The following is a 16,398-nucleotide window of genomic DNA, read 5'->3' on the forward strand; positions in this document are numbered from 1 at the left end:
TGGAGGAATGGTGAAATCAGACGTGTCGGATCGACTGGACCGGTCTGTAGCCGCTGGGGGCAAGCTGTATGAGATTGTCCGCAGTCGCATCTTGAGCAAGATGCAGTCTGGCGAATGGCGAAGCGGCGAACGGCTTCCCGCCGAACCCGAACTGGCGTTGATGTTCGATGTCAGCGTCGGGACAGTGCGCAAGGCGGTCGATACTTTAGCTGAGCAACGCATTCTGACGCGCCGCCACGGCAGCGGGACCTATGTCACGGGGGCAACGCGCGAGACATTTCTGGATTCGGTATTCAGCTTCGTTGATCGCAAGGATCGCCGCATTGATACGACTTTCCGCGTTGTATCAATGCGGCTGACGTCGCCCAGCGAGGAAGCCGCGGAGGTTTTCCGTCTCGGTCCAGGCCAGAAGGTATTCCGGCTGAAAAATATCCGTCTGGTCGACAATATCCCGCTGCTGTTCGATGATATCCAGGTTCCGCAAAATCGCTTCCCGCATCTTACAGTGCGGGATTTCCGGGAAGCTGACGCTGGAACGACAGTGCTCGACCTGTTGATGAAACAATCTTCCGGTCATGTCGTACGTGTCGAGGACCGGATCGAGGCGATCGGCGCCACGGCCTCTGTGGCGGAGATGTTGCAGATCAAGCCGCATGCACCTCTGCTGCACATCGAACGGATCGCTTATTCGTTCGGCAATATCCCCGTCGAGCTTCGAAACCGCCTCGTTCACACAAAGGCGGCGCGTTATTTCAACAATTGGGGCGTGAAGTCATAGGGTCGTTTATGCACGCCGCCTTCGCGAATATTATCGATCCCGCAGGCGCTGAAGCGCTGGGGCCAAACCTTCTGACACGGCAAATTCAGTATTGGGACCAAGTTTCGCGCCGCTCGCCCGGATGTCGCTAGCCAGCGTGACGGAGAACGCCGTACGCCACATGCCGGCACCCATTTTCGCGATGCCGGCGTCTTCTTCATAATTCTTGGACAGTGACCGCCCCTGCACCAGCGCATATACTGCATCATAAAGCATCAGGCTCTTTTCCAATGCTTCCTCATCTGTGGCCGCCGACAGCACCACACCCTCAACGATTGCAAGAAGGCCGACCACGACCTCTCCAGGAAAGTTATGACTGTCCGGTTCGTTTCGGTTGAACAGATAGGATAGTCCGGAGGCGACAATATCCCCCACAGTTTTCAGATGAGGATCGGAGAGAGAATATTTTCGCAGGATTTTCTCGAAGGTCGATCCCGACTGGTCATGGCTCGACAATTCGATACCCGGAAGGCCGAACTGGATAACATCTGAGTCCAGTTCGGCACCCCCACTATGACCCAGGAACAGAAATTCGGCATCGGGATCAACGAAGCGCTTGATGAGCCATGCCGAGATAGCCCGGTCGAAATGAATATGTTCGCGGGTCGCCCAACGCATGGTCTATGCTCCTTGAGATGAGGATTTGCCGGTGGGTAATAGCGCGGCGGATCGGATCATGCTTCTATCCTGCCGACAGCCCATCATCCACCGGGATGATAGTGCCATTGATGAATGACGCGGCATCGGAAGCCAAAAATAGCACAAGATTGGCGATTTCCTGCGGCGCGGCTTTGCGCTGGGGCAGGGACATGATCGGCACTAGCCTGCCGACATCGGCCAGGTCAAATTCCTTGAAATCCTTGCCCTTGGCGATGTCGGTATCCGTCAAGCCTGGGCAGATCGCGTTGCACCGGACGCCATCGGGGCTGTATGTCCAGGCGACACTTTTTGTCAGGCCGATCAGGCCCGTCTTGGCTGTGCTGTATGCGGAACCGGAAATACCGCCCCGCAATCCAGCAACCGACGATGTGTTCACGATAACGCCGTGATGTTGCGCTTGCATGATGGGAAGGACGGCGCGCGTCAGAAGGAAGGGACCGGTCAGGTTCACCGCGATGACGCGATCCCAAAGCGCCGTGGACATGCGATGAACCGGCAACAGGTCATCAAGGATGCCGGCATTGTTGCAGCAGATGTCGATGCGGCCCCAGCGCGCCATCGTTTCCGCAACCATCGCGGTGACGGCATCTTCGTCTGCAATGTCCGCGACTACGGGATGCGCAATACCGCCCTGCTGCGTGATCGTATCGGCCACGGTTTCGGCGCGCGCGCCGTCTATGTCATGCACGACGACTTTAGCCCCATTCTGTGCAAGCGTCTCGGCAATCGAGCGGCCGATGCCTGAACCCGCGCCGGTTACGATCGCCGATTGACCGGTCAAATCGACCTGCATCTGGGAAGAAGGTGGCATGTGGTTGTCCCTCTCGCTATTTATGCTTTTTCTCAGGCTCCATCGCCCGGATCATGCCTCATCAGGCAGGAAGCGGCGCCTTTTCGTCGACCACCCGGTTTTCGATGGCCCCAATGCCTTCTATTTCCACGCGAACCACGTCGCCTGCCTTGAGCCATAGCGGCGGTCTCTTCGCCGCACCGACGCCACTGGGCGTGCCGGAGAATAATATGTCGCCAGGTTCCAGCGTCATTACCTGCGACAGGTAGGAAATCTGGTGCGCACAATCAAAGATCAACTGATCGGTGCGCGAGTTCTGACGCAACTCGCCATTCACATAGGACCGGATGGCAAGATTGGCGGGGGACACTTCGTCCGGCGTCACTATCCAGGGGCCGTAGGGCGCATGAGTGTCGAATGACTTGCCGATGAAATGCTGCGTGGTGCGCAACTGCCAGTCCCGCACGCTGACGTCATTGCCCGCGCAGAAGCCGAAGATCATGTCCAGCGCGCGATCCTTGGGAACATGACGGCAACGCTTACCGATCACGATGACCAGTTCCGCCTCATAATCCAGATGTTCCGACACGATTGGGCGATCAATCGGTTCATAAGGGCCGTTGACTGATGTCGCGGCCTTGGAGAACCACATCGGATATTCGGGCGGCGCCTTGCCGCCCTCCGCCGCATGGTCGGCATAGTTCAGCCCGATCGCGAGTATCTTGCCAGGCCGCGTCACCGGCGCATGGAGAGTGACATCCTGCAAAGGAATTTCGAAATTTCCGATGGCGCGGATTTCCGGCTGTACCCTGTCCCATGCATTCATCAGGGAAATCATGTCCGTCACCGGCTCGGACAGGCGGCCCGTCAGCGGAGCGACGCCTTTCCCATCGGACAGGCCGACCATGGGTTCACCGGAGGTTGAAAATGTGACCAGCTTCATGACGTCACCTTATTCGGTTGCTATCCAGAATATCCCTTGAAGGGCGATCAGCTTGCATAGGGATTGGGGTAGGCGCCGCTCAGGTTCATGATAACGGCCCGCGGTTCCAGGAAGGCGTCCAGTCCTTCCGGCCCATTTTCCCGTCCGAGTCCGCTTCTTCCGAAACCGCCATAAGGTATGGCGGTCCGCAGATAGCGGTAGCTGTTCACCCAGACAGTGCCCGCCCGTATGGCATTGGCAACGCGATGAGCGCGGCCGACATTCTGCGTCCATAAGCCGGCAGTGAGGCCGTAAATGGTGCCGTTGGCGATGGCGACTGCTTCTTCCTCCGTGTCGAACGGAATTATTGAACAGACCGGCCCGAATATTTCTTCCTGAGCAATCCGCATCGCCGGATCGACATCGGCGAACACGGTTGGCGCGATAAAATAGCCGTCTTTCATTCCGTCTGGCGCTAGGCGGTGACCGCCAGCGACCAGCCGTGCGCCTTCGCCCTTGCCGATATCCACATAACCCAGCGTCTTTTCGAGCTGCTGCGCATTGGCATGCGGACCAATTTGCGTTCCAATGTCGAGCGGTGAACCCGCACGAATCTGGGCCGAACGCCGTGCGACTTCCTCAACCACCTTTTTATAGATGGATCGTTCGACCAACAGGCGGGAGCCAAGCGCGCAGCTTTGTCCGGTCGCCATGAAGGCGGCATGGGTGGCGGCGTTCAGGGCATTGTCGAGATCGGCGTCGGCGAACAGGATATGTGCGGACTTGCCGCCATTTTCACAACTGAACCGTTTGAGCGTACCTGCCGCCGCCGCCATGATCCGCTGGGCGGTGCGGTGCTCGCCAGTGAAGCTGATCTTGTCGACATCGGGATGTTCAACCAGTCGCGCGCCGACCGTAGCGCCATAACCCGGCACGATGTTGATCACGCCTGGCGGTATGCCCGCTTCCTCGGCGATCTTGCCGAGTTGAAGCGCAGTGACCGAAGTTGTCTCGGCTGGCTTGATGACAATGGTGCAACCGGCCGCCAGTGCAGGAGCCATCTTCCATGCAGTCAGCAGCAATGGCGCGTTCCATGGCAGGATTGCACCGACCACGCCCACCGGCAACCGCTGCGTATAGACGAGCATGCCGGGATCGGTCGGGATTGTCCGGCCATCTATCTTATCGGCAAAACCGGCATAATAATTATACCATTGCCAATGATTGCGGATGTCAGGCCCGGTCTCACGGACAGGGCGGCCATTGTCCCGCGATTCCCACTGGATCAACTGCTCTACATGCGTGTCATAGATGGTGGCGAAACGCCGCAGCATCGCCGCCCGCTCAAATGCGCTGAGTTTGGACCAAGGGCCTTCCAAGGCGGCTCGCGCCGCCGCCACGGCCTTGTCGACATCGGCTGCACCGCCATAGGCGACCTTGGCCCATGGCTGCCCGGTCGACGGGTCGATGGTATCGACAATCTCACCCTCGATCGGGTCGATCCATTCGCCGCCAATATAAAGCTTTTCAAATCGCTCGGTCATCAGCCTGCCTATTGGTGGGAGTAAAGGGGAAGGCCCGGTGTCGGCAATTCGGCACGCAGGATTGCGGCATTATCTGAATCCACGATAAAGAGGTGCCGGTTTTCCGGACCGCCAAAGGCGACATTGGTGAAGGACAGCCCCTTGGTGGGGGACTGTATCCGGTACAGCGGTTCGCCTATGCGGCTGAACACCCAGACCGATCCGCCGCCATAATGCGCAACCGCTATGCCGCCATCCTGGTCCACGGCCATCCCGTCCGGCCCCATACCGCCCGAAAGCTGGATATAATTGCCGACCTTGGTCACATGACCATCCGCCAGCAGCGGCACCCGCCATATCGAATTGCCGCGGGTGACGCAGAGATACAGCGCATTCTCATCAGGGCTGAGGCCCAGGCCATTCGGGCTGGGGGCGAAATCAACGATCTTTTCGAGCCGTCCGTCCGTGCGGTGCCGGAATACGCGGCCAGTGGGGTCCTGAAGTCCCGTCTGTCCCTGATCCGTAAAATACAGATCGCCATTCGTTGCAAAGACCAGGTCATTGCAGCCGCGAAAGCCTTCCAGATGGTCATGCGCCAGGAACTTTTCGACCTTGCCGGTCGCGGGGTTCAGCGTGACGATTCCGTTTTTCTGATCGGCGATATAGATCGTGCCGTCGCGATGAATGGCCGTCCCATTCGGCCAGCCATCATATTCTGCGACGAGGCTCCATTCCCTGTCCGGCGTGATTTTGAATACGCGGCCGAACGGAATATCGACAACAAAGAGATTGCCATCCCGGTCGAACGAAGGGCCTTCAAGGAAGCTCGAAATCTTCCGCCCGCGCATGTTGACGTTGACCCATTCCGCCGGAGATTCGGATCGCGCGAAACTGGCGGGCAGGGTGGTGAAGATTTCCGCTTCGATGATTTGGGGAGGGGGATACATGCGGGCGTCTCCGGCAATCAGGCGTCGGGATCGGCGCTTGCGCCCTCCGGGCAGACATGCGCGCCTGCGGCGTCCTCAATATAGCGCAACGCCATGTTGACTTCCGCGTCAGCGCCCAGATCATTGATGATCGCGCCATAATATTCATCGACCAGGCCGCCGATAAGCAGCGGCACTTCGGAATCGGCTGCAAGCTTCGTGGCGAGCTTCACATCCTTGTGCATCAGTCCGAGCGTAAAGCCCTGATGCAGCTTGCCCGGCAGAATGTGGCGCTGGAAGGTGACGTCGAGCACATAGTTGCGGCCCGACCCCTTCAGCATAGCTTCGACCACCGTCTTGGGGTTGAGCCCGTTCTTCACGGCGAGCGCCACGACCTCGAATGTCAGCAGCCGCTGGCTTGCAGCCAGCAGGTTGTTGGTGACTTTCATTACATGGCCGCTGCCCACAGGACCGCAATGGAAGATATTGGGGCTGATTGTTTCAAGCACCGGCTTGATCCGCGCGAACTGCGCATCGGACCCGCCGGCCATCAGCGCTATGGTGCCCGCGATCGCATATTGGGGGCCGCCGCTGACCGGCACGTCGATGAGGTCGATGCCCATGGCTTCAAGTTCTGCAGCCATGGCGCGCGTCTGAAACGCATCGCCGGTTGTCTGGTCGACGATCATCCCGCCCGGCTTCATACCGGCGGCAATGCCATTCTCACCGAAGATTGCCTTGCGAACCTGATCGGACGTCTGGAGGCAGATGAACACGATATCATTGGCCGCGCCAACGTCGCGGGCGCTAGGCAATCCTTTGGCGCCTTCGGCCTCCAGCTTCGCAACAGCCGTTGCGGACAGATCGAACACATCAACCTGATGGCTGCTGCACAGGCGCGTTGCCAATGCTCCGCCCATGCTGCCGACACCGACATAACCCAGCTTCATTCATCTCTCCCATACGCCGGCCTCATTCGCCGGCTCAAAATAATGGTCGGGGCCGCCGCGCCTCGCATCGCGGCGGCCCCTCCCGTTTGGCATCAGGCGGCAGCGGTGCTCGCCTTGATGCCGCAAGCGGCTTCGACCTTCGGGACGACGCGCTCCATCACCAGCTTCATCGAGTTGACGCAATTTTCGTGGGGCAGGCCGCCGACGCTGGTCCACAACACGAATTCGTCAATGCCCAGCTTCTTCTGCAGGTTGATCAGGAAGTCGGCACAGCCGTCCGGGTCAGACGCGCAGATCGCACCATATTTGTGCAGCATGTCATATTCGAGATAGCCTTCCTTCATGGACTTGAGGTTGCCGCTCATCGCGGTTTCATAGCCCTTGACGATGACTTCCTCTTTCTTCGCGCCGAGCTGATGGCCGCTGACCTTGCGATAGAACCATGTGACATAGGCGCCGAAGGTGGAGCGGGCGCGCTCGGCGTCCGTGTCGCAATAGAACGGCACCAGCATCAGGCGCTTGGCGGCCTTCGGATCGCGGCCGATCTCGACGCAATGGGCTTCATAGGTGCCGATCGACTCCGCCATCTTGTCGACCCATTCCTCGCGATAGATGCGATAGGCAAAGGGTGCACCCATGATCAGATTATAGCCGGATTCCGCGACAGCGATGAAGCTTTCGGGCGAAACGGTGGCCGACCAGATTGGCGGATGAGGCTTCTGCACTGGCTTCGGCAGCACTTCGACTTCCACCGGAATTTTCCAGAACTCACCATTGGGATTGTCGATCTTCTCCTCGGTCCAAGACCGCAGGATGATGTCGAGCGCCTCGGTATACATCTCGCGGCTCTTCGACATGTCGAGGCCAAGCGCAGTAAATTCGTGCGGCTGATACGCGCGGCCGACACCGAAATCGAGACGGCCGTTCGACAGAACATCGACGAAGCCGAAATCGCCTGCGGTGCGAAGAGGATGGTTGAACGGGAGGACGGAGATCGCGCTGCCGATACGGATTTTCTTGGTTGCCCGTGCGACGGCGGCAAGCAGCACCTGCGTCGAGGTGACGATGCCATAGGTCGAGAACAGATGCTCCGCGAGCCAGATCGAGTCATAACCAAGATCTTCGGCAAGCTTATATTGTTCCATATGCTCGTCGATCGTCTGGACAACCACGTCCTGATCGGGAGTCTGGCTAAGGCTGAAAATTCCCCAACGCATTTTTATCTCCTTTGTCCAATATTTTATATCAAGATGAATTCAGATTTTGCCGAGCTCGCTAAGTGCTTCCTCAGCGACCTTGAATGCTCCGACGCCTGCGGGAAGTCCGCAGTAAACAATGCACTGGTACAGGACTTCCTGGATTTCCTGGACGCTCGCACCATTATTGATCCCGCCCTGAACGTGCAGCTTCAGTTCTGGCGCGCGATTGAGGGCAGTGAGGATGGCGATTACGAGAAGGCTGCGCGTCTTGCGGTCAAGACCTGGCCTGGCCCAAACATCGCCGAAGCAGATTTCATCCGAAAATTCGCGGACCGGGCGATTGAAGTCGTTGGTCGAGTTGACGCGTTTCTCGAAATATTCGTCGCCGATTATTTCGCGCAGATTTTTCCGGCCAATTTCAAGCTGCGTGCTCATGCGCTCTCCTGTAAAACTGAATTGGGTGTCTCGATGACCTTGGCGTCGGCCAGCCGGGCGATGTCGCCATCCGACATGCCGAGCAGGTCACGCAGGATTTGCGGGCCATTTTCGCCGATCCGTGGCGGGGCCGAGGATGCGGATTGCGGGCTTCCCGGAAATTTGATCGAGCGGCCGGTCATCTGCATCTCGCCGGCGCTGCTATGATCGACTTCCACCACCATGTTCCGGGCCACGGACTGCGGATGGGTCAGGGCGGCTGTGACGCCCAGGATCGGCGCACTTGGAATATCCGCGTCCTGAAGAATCTTGCCGAGCTGCTCCACGGTGAAGGTTCGAGTCCGCTCGGACACCGCGGCGTCTATGATGTCACGGTGCGCGACCCTGCCAGTAACCGTCGCGAAACGCGGATCCTCCGCCATGTCCGAGATACCTAGCCCTGCGCAGAGCTTTACCCAGAAGATCTGGGTAAGGCATGCAATGACCATTGATCCGTCCGAAGCGGGGTACACGCCATAGGGCACGATATTGGGGTGCCGGGATCCTGTCGGTTCGGGGTCCCGGCCAGTGACGAAAGCCAGTTGAGCGTAATAGCCGAGCATGCCGATCAGGGAATCGAACAGACTGACGTCGATTTGACGTCCGACGCCCGTGCTTGCGCGTTCGTTCAGAGCGGCAAGGATGGCGATGGCACCGAACAGGCCGCCGGCCATATCGCCGAGCGGGATGCCAAGCTTCGTGGGAACGCCGCCGGGTTCGCCATTGAGGCTAAGCACGCCGGTCAGCGCCTGGATAACTATGTCGAAAGCAGGCGCATCGCGCAGAGGGCCGTCCTGGCCAAACCCGCTGATCGCACAATAGACGAGACGGGGATTGGCTTCGGCCAGAACCGCATAGGACAAACCCAGCCGCTCCATCACGCCGGGCCGGAAATTTTCAATCAGAACGTCAGCTTCGCGAACGAGATCGATGAGGATGTCGCGTCCGCGAGGGTCGGAAAGATCAAGCGCCAGACTTTTCTTGTTCCGGTTGACGCCCAGGAAATAGTGGCTCTCTCCGCCGATAAAGGGCGCAAAACCGCGCGTCTCATCGCCCGTGCCGGGGCGTTCGATCTTGATGATCTCTGCGCCGAGGTCGCCGAGCATCTGGGTGGCGAAGGGGCCGGACAGGATTCGCGTCAGGTCAATGACCCTCGTCCCCTGGAGGGGGCCAGCCCAGTTCGACAATGCACCGCTCGACGTCGACATTCAGTTATCCACCCTTGAAATTCTGTTCTTCTGGTCCAGCGAGAAATTAGTCCTCTGGATAGCCGGCATAGGTCGCGTCTCCCGCCAGTTCGCCGCCGTCCGCCATATAGTCCGCCCCTGTCACCCAGCGCGCGTCGTCGCTGGCGAGGAACAATACGATCTGGGCGATATCGTCGGGCTGGCCGAGGCGCTTGAGCGCAACATGTTCCGTCTTGAAGGGGGCTTTTTCGGTCGCAGGCGTCTGCGTCTGCCCTGGATGCACGGCATTCACGCGTATGCCATATGCGCCAAGCTCGACCGCAGCAGCCTTTGTCATGCCACGGACAGCCCACTTCGCGCTGACATAACCGATGATCGCGGGATAGCCGCGCATGGCAGCCATGGAAGCGATGTTGATGATCGAGCCGCCACCCGCCTTTTTCATTATCGGTGTAACCGCGGTCACGCCGAAAAAGGCGCTGAAAAGGTTCAGGTCCAACGCGCGCTGAAACTTGGCGCCATCCCAGGTTTCGAGAGGGGCGGCCTCAAGGCCGCCGACATTGTTCACAAGGACATTTACGGTGCCAAAGGCCTTTTCGGCTGCGGCCAGCATATCGCGCCAGGATTGCTCGCTGGTGGCATCGTGCCGCTGGAAAACGGCTTTCGCGCCCAGGCTTTCGGCCAGAGCGCGTCCCTTGTCCGCGTCAATATCTCCAAACACGACATTCGCGCCCTCGGCGACAAGCGCACGCACGATTCCTTCGCCAATGCCGCTGGCACCGCCGGTCACGATGGCCGTTTTACCCTGTACCCGATTCATCGCGACAAAACCTCCGTATTGCGTAGGCCAAAGAGCAAAATGATGATCGGCTCATGGCAAAAAACGCATCTCTCTATTGATCATTTGAACAGTATGAGTCAAGAGTGATCACTGAAAGTGCGCCACATGTTCGCTGCGCAGCAGACTAGGAGGTATGAATGAGTGGGTCCCCGGAAGCCTTGTTGGCGAACAAAAGCCTAAGCCGCTTGCCAGTGCTCGCGCATTTCGTCGTGCGGGCTTTGCGCTATGAGGAAGTGGTGAATTGGCATCGCCAATTCTTTAACGCAGAGATCGTTTTCGCAAACGAACTGGCGACGTTCCTGACCTATGATGAGGAGCATCACCGGATTGCGGTGGTCAACCGTTCAGGCTCGATCAAAGAGCATGACGAGAACCGCGCGGGCATCGATCATGTTGCGTTCAGCTACGCAAATATTGAGGATTTGCTGATTACCTATGTTCGGTTGCGTGATGGCGGCATCCGCCCGATCAGGGCTGTGAATCATGGTCCGACGACCTCCTTTTATTACAAGGATCCGGACGGAAACCGCATCGAGTTGCAGGTCGATAATTTCGCGACTTCGGAGGATACGCGCGCCTTTTTCGACTCCTCCTATTACAAGGCGGATATCAGCGGGATCAATTTCGATCCCGATGAATTTCTGGCCAAGGTGGAGAGTGGAGCGGATATCGCAGACCTCCTGCGCCGCGCAGACGTGCCTCCGCAATAACCTTGTTTAGTTTATCACCTGATAAATAATTAGGCGCTTGATCCGCCCGGCGATCGCTGGAGGCGGTTATGTGATTAGGAGACGGAAAATGTTTGTTACGCGCAGGCGAGTGGTTACCGCCCATAAGGACAAGCGCGCCATCGTTGCGAGCGATGTTCAGCTTCCCATGGATCCCGTGCCCGGTATGAAAGGCTGGAGAATATGTGACGTGTGGGCCGCCGCGGATATGCAGTTGCCCGATGCGGGTGAGCGGCAAGACGTTCCCTGGTATTTTCCGCCAGTCGGCGGTTTCCGCTGCATTCAGGTTGTAATAGACGCGCACACTGTCGCCGGTCACGATACTGTCGAAGCGGAGCTCGATGATGGTAAGCCCAGCGCGCTGTCCCATATGACCGACAATGACAAGCCCGGCATGCATCGTAGTGCGAGCGTCGACGTCGGCTTCATCGTCGAAGGCAGCGTCGTGTGCGAACTGGACGACGGTGAGACCATGACCCTGCATGCGGGTGACACGTTCATTCAGGGCGGGACCATCCATGCATGGAGCAATCCCTTTGACAAGCCATGTTATATGGTCGCGGTCAGCATAGGCGCCAATCACGCTCTGGTTGACGGGCACTGATCATCTTGCGGACATCTGCGCCGCACTGACTTTAGGATTTTTCCAATAAGAAACCCCGCCATTTCGATGGCGGGGTTTCTTATTGGATAGTGGATTTCGGTAAATCGGCCAGCCGGGACTTTACCCAACTGGCCGATTTATATGTCTCCGATCAGAACTTCTTGCTGATCGAAATACCGAACGTGCGTGGCGCGCCAAACTGTCCGACGATCGGGAACCCGAAATAGTTGGACCCGACGGTGCTGGACACGGTGTAGAGCTTCTTCGTCGCATTCTTCATGAAGAGGCTCGCCGACAATCCCTGATCCGGCAGTTCGAAGTCAACGAACAGGTCAAGCAACGTATATCCAGACTGACTAGAAAAGGGCAGTTGAAGCACGGAATGCTCCACCCGGCTGGTATAGGTGGCGTCTACCCGCGGCGTGACATCCAGCGCCCCGGAATGGAAGGTGTAGGCCAGGGCGCCATGTATCCTCCATTCAGGTGCATAGGTCAGCGGATTGCCGGCAAGATTATATGTGCCGTCCGGGTTCGGCAGCGTGCCGTTGGGCAGGGGAACGCCGACATAGAGTCCAGTGAAGTCCGCCGTCGTGTAATCCTGATATTCGCTATGCAGATAGGCCGCGTCGAAATTGATCTGAAGATCATCGACCGGACGGGCGATGGCGTTCAATTCAAAGCCGTAAAGTTTTGCGCGCGCGGCATTGTCGGTGATCAATTGATTGCCGAGTGGGCCGCCGACAAGGTTCACCTGCAGGTTCGAATATTTATAATAGAAAGCCGCCATGTTCAGCCGCAATCTGCGATCGAACAGGTCCGCCTTTATGCCGGCCTCGAAATCCTTGATGTCCTCCGGATCGTAGGGCGGTTGCAGGAAGGCGACATTGAAGCCGCCGCTCTTGAAGCCGGTGGAATAGGACGCATAGAGGAACAGGTCCTTGGAAGCCTGAAAATGTATTCCGACCTTCGGGTCGAAGGAGGACCAGGAATCCGTCCCGGTGAAGCTGACATCCGTCGGATCCGATGGGAACAGCGGATAGCGCACATAGGGCGTCGCAAGATTGAAGCGATTGATTGTCGTCGCGCGGCGCTTCTCGTAGCTGTACCGCGCGCCGATATCGATGCCAAACTTGTCGGTCACGTTGATCGTGTTCTGCGTGAACAGCGCATAGGCATCCGTAGTCTGTGTGCCGCGGAAAACGGCTCCCTCGGTCAGAAAGTCGATTGGGCCGCCTGGCGCGTTCTCAGTGAAGTAGAGAAGATTATTGCCGCCGCGGATGCCGGCGAAATTCTTCTCGTGGAAATAATAGGCGCCTACGACCATATCCAGAATGCCGAGTTTGCCGCCCAGCCGGACTTCTTGCGTGTAACTGTCGGAATCTTCGACGAAGTCAGCCGGCTGAAGTTTTGCGGAGAGCGTCGATCCATCCGGGCTGCTGTAGGAATGAGAGTCCAAATGCTTGAACGCCGTGATCGATGTTAGCGTCAGATCGCCGAGATCATATTCCAGCGTACCTGTTCCGCCATATGCCTCCACCCGCATTTTCGGACCTGGGCCGGCAAAGTCGCGCGGACCGGGGACGGACGCGCCGAGCACTCTCACAGCATAAAGCTGCTGGCCCGGAGGCTGGCGGAGATACCGGAAGCCTGCGCTATGGTCGTCTTCCAGGAAATAGTCGCCCTGCAGCGTTATCTTGAGCGCGCCATCATCATATTTCAGCTTGCCGCGCAGCGCGCGAGTGCGCTCATCATCAACATCGCCACCGGTCACGATATTCTTGCCAAAGCCGGACCGGTCGCTGGTTTGAAAAGCCAGGCGAACGCCAACGGTATCAGACAGGGGTGCGCCGATTGCACCCTCGGTGCGGACGGTCGCGTAATTGCCGACAGTAAGGCGGCCATAGCCGTTCACTTCGTCACCTGGATCCCGCGAAATGATATTGACCGCGCCTGCAGTAGCATTCCGGCCATAGAGCGTGCCTTGCGGACCGCTCAGCACTTCCACGCGTTCTACGTCGAAGAAAGACCCCATCGCCGCCTGAACGCGAGCATTGTAAGCGCCATCTGTATAGATCGCGACGCGAGGATCAGAGCCGGGCGCAATGGCGTCCACGCCGATGCCTCGAATGAATACGCGCGCGTCTCCGCCATTACGCGAGAAGCTGATATTGGGGAGTCTGGCCGTCAGAGACTCAATATTGCTGACCTGCTGGCTTTGCAGGGAGTCGCCGGTGACGGCGTTGATGGCGATTGGCGTTGTTTGCACGGACGACACCCGCCGTTCGGCCGTGACAACGATATCTTCGATCCGCTGGGATTCTTCGCTTTTTTCCGGCGATGTGGTTTGGCCATGTGCCGGATTTATAAGGGCTGCGATCCCCAGCAACGATGAGCTGGTCAAGCACCAGATATCTGACTTCTTCATGATTATTCTCCTCTCCCGTGATTATCTTTTCGCCGCAATAGTGTTTCATATTTAAAATATTGAACCGGTAAAATTTCGATAATCGAATGAAATTCAATCGGTAATATGAAAATGAAACCAAAAAATTCGGACAATAAAATCAGTAAACTGGAGATATTATTTTCACAAGGAGGCACATTTTGTTGCCAAAGTTACATATGTGATACCATTTTACCTGTGAAATATCATAATTTTTAAGCAGTTGTATTAATGTAATGCCGAAATATGAGAATTTCGATTAATTCTTACCGCAATATAACTCCATCACTTCATAGCTAACCGGTTGGGCAGCGGCTGCCGGCTGGATTCCACAGAAAATCCGGTCGCACTGCTTTGCCCGGCGACGCCCTTTCATGATGCAGTCTCTGCGTTGAAAGACTGTGCGGAGCCACCAGATCAGGCCCTTCCCGCCAACAATTGTTCGACCGCTGATCTGAGCGCTGACACGGCATCGGCTGCCCGGCCCATTGAGCGGAAGCCGACATGGGCATCGGGGCGCACAAGGATGCACCCGTTGTCGCTGATCTCCCGCACCTGGTCCCAGGCGCCTGCAGGATCACTGGCGTCACCATTATCGCCGACGCGAACGGTGCGTATCGTCAGGTTGGTTTCAGCAGCAATAACGGCTGCGGCGTTGCACCATTCCTGCCCATCTTTTCCTGTCAGCAACAGAAAGCCGCCCGTGGGAATGAGGTCATGGGTAGAGACGCGTTCGCCACCGCAATGCAGCCAGGCGTGCGGCAGGCGTGATCCCGGCCTGCTGGTCGGACGATACTCATGCCCCATGGGATCGCGCCAAGGAGCGGGCGATCCGTCGGCAACCACTGCTCCGTCATCGTAATGGAACCCCATCTCGATATCGTGTGCGGCATATTCGATACGCTGCGTCGCAAATATTTCCTCCATCTGCGCACGCTTCGTTGCCCCCATCCGGGTATCCGACATGAGAAGCTCAAACCGTTTTACGGTTTGTTCGGGCGGCTCGCCGGGAACTGCGCCCATCGCGCCGGAAAGCAGGAATAGGTTGCTCATGGTCAGTGTCGACCACTCGGCATTCCAACTGACGACGGGTCGCCGCTCACTTTCAAAGGAATTGAGCAGAGAAGCCGGAGCCTGACCCTTCAGAACCAGGGCAAGTTTCCAAGCGATGTTGTGCGCATCCTGAAAACCGGAATTGAGGCCAAGCCCCGCGCCCGCGCCATGGCGGTGCGCGGCATCGCCGATAAGGTGGACCCGGCCGAACGAGAATTTGTTCGCGATTACCTGCTCACGGGTCCAACTGTTGACCTTGATGACTTCCACCGGAACATCCAGCTTCAGCTTTCTCAGGCCTTCCTCGATAATTTCCTTCTCCGTCAGGCCCCTTCTGACCGGCTTCCCATCATCGTCCAGATCGTCCTTGCGCCAGACGCGGCCGAAATTCGAGGTCCATTCCTCGCTGTGCCGATCGAAATTCTTCGGCCCAAAGGCAAGGAGCGAGGTCATCGCGTAAGGATCGCTGGGATGCCAGATGCGCCGCATCGGAATGTCGTCTTCGTCAAGAAGACCGCTCAGATCGGCCTTGAACCAGATCGTATACATCTCGCCAAGATCGGTTTGCCCTTCCATTTTGACGCCGACCATTTCGCCGATGGTCTTGCCGCCATCAGCGCCGATGAGATAGTCGCATTCAACCTGGAATTCCTCGGAAGTTTCCCGGTTGCGGATCGTCGCGACAATGCCGCTGTCATTTTCCTCGAAGCTTAGAAACTCGTGCTGGAACAGGATGCGTCCGGGACGCCGCGCTTCGGCGACCTCCAGCAGGATCGGCTCCAGCCTGACCTGCGGAATATTGGTCGGGGGAATGACGCCCTTGCCCTCATAGTCGGCGCGATCCTCCATGCCGCCGAAAACCGGGCGCGCCACGATCTTGATCCGGTCCAACGGGCCATCGCCGCCTACCGACGTAAGCCAGCGGACGCGCTGCAGATTTTCCGGCTTGGCCCCCTTCGCGGCCACAGCCTCTGCAAATCCATGCTGGCGAAACACTTCCATAGTCCGCTGGCTGACATAATGGGCCTTGGGAAGATGGGACGTGGCCGGATGCCGCTCAAAGGTCAGAGCATCAATGCCGAGGTCGCCCAGGAAAATGGAAAGTGCCAGACCGCTTCCGCCAGCGCCAACAATCAGAACCTGGGTCTTAAGTTTATTCACGACATCGCCTCTCTGTGGTGATCGGTTAGCTTCTCATGGCTAGGGATAACCCCCCGCAGCACAATTTTTACATAATTCACGAATCCCGAAAGCGTCAACATACTTATCGTATGATCAGCA

At 57.7% G+C, this 16,398-nt stretch carries 15 protein-coding genes; 3 read left to right on the plus strand and 12 right to left on the minus strand.

Features of this window, described 5'->3' with window-relative positions; translation table 11 throughout:
* The first annotated feature begins 7 nt into the window (after positions 1–7).
* Positions 8–778, plus strand: a complete 771-nt coding sequence (locus tag KFK14_RS10910) for a GntR family transcriptional regulator (RefSeq protein WP_212610803.1) — start codon at positions 8–10, stop codon at positions 776–778.
* 30 nt (positions 779–808) lie between these two features.
* Here the strand turns inward: KFK14_RS10910 and KFK14_RS10915 are convergent, their stop codons facing one another.
* The 10 genes from KFK14_RS10915 to KFK14_RS10960 all read right to left on the minus strand — a co-directional run bounded on the left by KFK14_RS10915 (position 809) and on the right by KFK14_RS10960 (position 10,268).
* Positions 809–1,435: a chromate resistance protein ChrB domain-containing protein gene (locus KFK14_RS10915; RefSeq protein WP_212610804.1), complete on the minus strand. Its 627-nt coding sequence runs from the start codon at positions 1,433–1,435 to the stop codon at positions 809–811.
* A gap of 64 nt (positions 1,436–1,499) precedes the next feature.
* A complete protein-coding gene (locus KFK14_RS10920) occupies positions 1,500–2,288 on the minus strand; it encodes an SDR family NAD(P)-dependent oxidoreductase (RefSeq protein ID WP_212610805.1) in 789 nt (262 codons plus the stop codon).
* 61 nt (positions 2,289–2,349) lie between these two features.
* Entirely contained in the window at positions 2,350–3,210 is an 861-nt protein-coding gene (locus KFK14_RS10925; RefSeq protein ID WP_212610806.1) for a fumarylacetoacetate hydrolase family protein, read from the minus strand.
* A 47-nt stretch (positions 3,211–3,257) separates the two neighbouring features.
* Positions 3,258–4,733: an aldehyde dehydrogenase gene (locus tag KFK14_RS10930; RefSeq protein ID WP_246524992.1), complete on the minus strand. Its 1,476-nt coding sequence runs from the start codon at positions 4,731–4,733 to the stop codon at positions 3,258–3,260.
* Positions 4,734–4,741: 8 nt separating this feature from the next.
* Positions 4,742–5,659, minus strand: coding sequence for an SMP-30/gluconolactonase/LRE family protein (locus KFK14_RS10935; protein WP_212610807.1), 918 nt, complete (start codon positions 5,657–5,659; stop codon positions 4,742–4,744).
* 17 nt (positions 5,660–5,676) lie between these two features.
* Positions 5,677–6,588 carry an NAD(P)-dependent oxidoreductase gene (locus KFK14_RS10940; protein ID WP_070154527.1) on the minus strand — a complete coding sequence of 304 codons (912 nt, stop codon included), beginning with the start codon at positions 6,586–6,588 and terminating at the stop codon, positions 5,677–5,679.
* 92 nt (positions 6,589–6,680) lie between these two features.
* Positions 6,681–7,805, minus strand: coding sequence for an LLM class flavin-dependent oxidoreductase (locus KFK14_RS10945; RefSeq protein ID WP_212610808.1), 1,125 nt, complete (start codon positions 7,803–7,805; stop codon positions 6,681–6,683).
* Positions 7,806–7,844: 39 nt separating this feature from the next.
* Complete coding sequence (locus KFK14_RS10950; RefSeq protein ID WP_070154531.1) at positions 7,845–8,222, minus strand: carboxymuconolactone decarboxylase family protein; 378 nt, start codon at positions 8,220–8,222, stop codon at positions 7,845–7,847.
* Positions 8,219–9,469, minus strand: a complete 1,251-nt coding sequence (locus KFK14_RS10955) for a CaiB/BaiF CoA transferase family protein (protein WP_212610809.1) — start codon at positions 9,467–9,469, stop codon at positions 8,219–8,221. Before KFK14_RS10955 ends, KFK14_RS10950 begins: the two co-directional genes overlap by 4 nt.
* 46 nt (positions 9,470–9,515) lie before the next feature.
* Complete coding sequence (locus KFK14_RS10960) at positions 9,516–10,268, minus strand: glucose 1-dehydrogenase (RefSeq protein ID WP_212610810.1); 753 nt, start codon at positions 10,266–10,268, stop codon at positions 9,516–9,518.
* A 158-nt stretch (positions 10,269–10,426) separates the two neighbouring features.
* Here KFK14_RS10960 and KFK14_RS10965 point away from each other — a divergent pair, with 158 nt between their 5' ends.
* Together KFK14_RS10965 and KFK14_RS10970 are read left to right on the plus strand one after the other, a co-directional pair.
* Complete coding sequence (locus KFK14_RS10965; protein ID WP_070154535.1) at positions 10,427–10,999, plus strand: VOC family protein; 573 nt, start codon at positions 10,427–10,429, stop codon at positions 10,997–10,999.
* Between the two features lie 88 nt (positions 11,000–11,087).
* A complete protein-coding gene (locus KFK14_RS10970; RefSeq protein ID WP_212610811.1) occupies positions 11,088–11,621 on the plus strand; it encodes a cupin domain-containing protein in 534 nt (177 codons plus the stop codon).
* A gap of 151 nt (positions 11,622–11,772) precedes the next feature.
* Here KFK14_RS10970 and KFK14_RS10975 read toward each other — a convergent pair whose 3' ends face one another.
* Complete coding sequence (locus KFK14_RS10975) at positions 11,773–14,046, minus strand: TonB-dependent receptor (RefSeq protein WP_212610812.1); 2,274 nt, start codon at positions 14,044–14,046, stop codon at positions 11,773–11,775.
* Between the two features lie 435 nt (positions 14,047–14,481).
* Complete coding sequence (locus KFK14_RS10980; RefSeq protein ID WP_212610813.1) at positions 14,482–16,278, minus strand: FAD-dependent monooxygenase; 1,797 nt, start codon at positions 16,276–16,278, stop codon at positions 14,482–14,484.
* Between the last annotated feature and the right edge of the window lie 120 nt (positions 16,279–16,398).

It is taken from the genome of Sphingobium phenoxybenzoativorans, assembly GCF_018286635.1.
Classification (GTDB): Bacteria; Pseudomonadota; Alphaproteobacteria; order Sphingomonadales; family Sphingomonadaceae; genus Sphingobium; species Sphingobium phenoxybenzoativorans.

Coding starts and splice junctions, on each gene's coding strand:
- KFK14_RS10910 (WP_212610803.1), top strand. CDS start 8: ATGGTGAAATCAGACGTGTCGGATCGACTGGACCGGTCTGTAGCCGCT.
- KFK14_RS10915 (WP_212610804.1), bottom strand. CDS start 1,435: ATGCGTTGGGCGACCCGCGAACATATTCATTTCGACCGGGCTATCTCG.
- KFK14_RS10920 (WP_212610805.1), bottom strand. CDS start 2,288: ATGCCACCTTCTTCCCAGATGCAGGTCGATTTGACCGGTCAATCGGCG.
- KFK14_RS10925 (WP_212610806.1), bottom strand. CDS start 3,210: ATGAAGCTGGTCACATTTTCAACCTCCGGTGAACCCATGGTCGGCCTG.
- KFK14_RS10930 (WP_246524992.1), bottom strand. CDS start 4,733: ATGACCGAGCGATTTGAAAAGCTTTATATTGGCGGCGAATGGATCGAC.
- KFK14_RS10935 (WP_212610807.1), bottom strand. CDS start 5,659: ATGTATCCCCCTCCCCAAATCATCGAAGCGGAAATCTTCACCACCCTG.
- KFK14_RS10940 (WP_070154527.1), bottom strand. CDS start 6,588: ATGAAGCTGGGTTATGTCGGTGTCGGCAGCATGGGCGGAGCATTGGCA.
- KFK14_RS10945 (WP_212610808.1), bottom strand. CDS start 7,805: ATGCGTTGGGGAATTTTCAGCCTTAGCCAGACTCCCGATCAGGACGTG.
- KFK14_RS10950 (WP_070154531.1), bottom strand. CDS start 8,222: ATGAGCACGCAGCTTGAAATTGGCCGGAAAAATCTGCGCGAAATAATC.
- KFK14_RS10955 (WP_212610809.1), bottom strand. CDS start 9,469: ATGTCGACGTCGAGCGGTGCATTGTCGAACTGGGCTGGCCCCCTCCAG.
- KFK14_RS10960 (WP_212610810.1), bottom strand. CDS start 10,268: ATGAATCGGGTACAGGGTAAAACGGCCATCGTGACCGGCGGTGCCAGC.
- KFK14_RS10965 (WP_070154535.1), top strand. CDS start 10,427: ATGAGTGGGTCCCCGGAAGCCTTGTTGGCGAACAAAAGCCTAAGCCGC.
- KFK14_RS10970 (WP_212610811.1), top strand. CDS start 11,088: ATGTTTGTTACGCGCAGGCGAGTGGTTACCGCCCATAAGGACAAGCGC.
- KFK14_RS10975 (WP_212610812.1), bottom strand. CDS start 14,046: ATGAAGAAGTCAGATATCTGGTGCTTGACCAGCTCATCGTTGCTGGGG.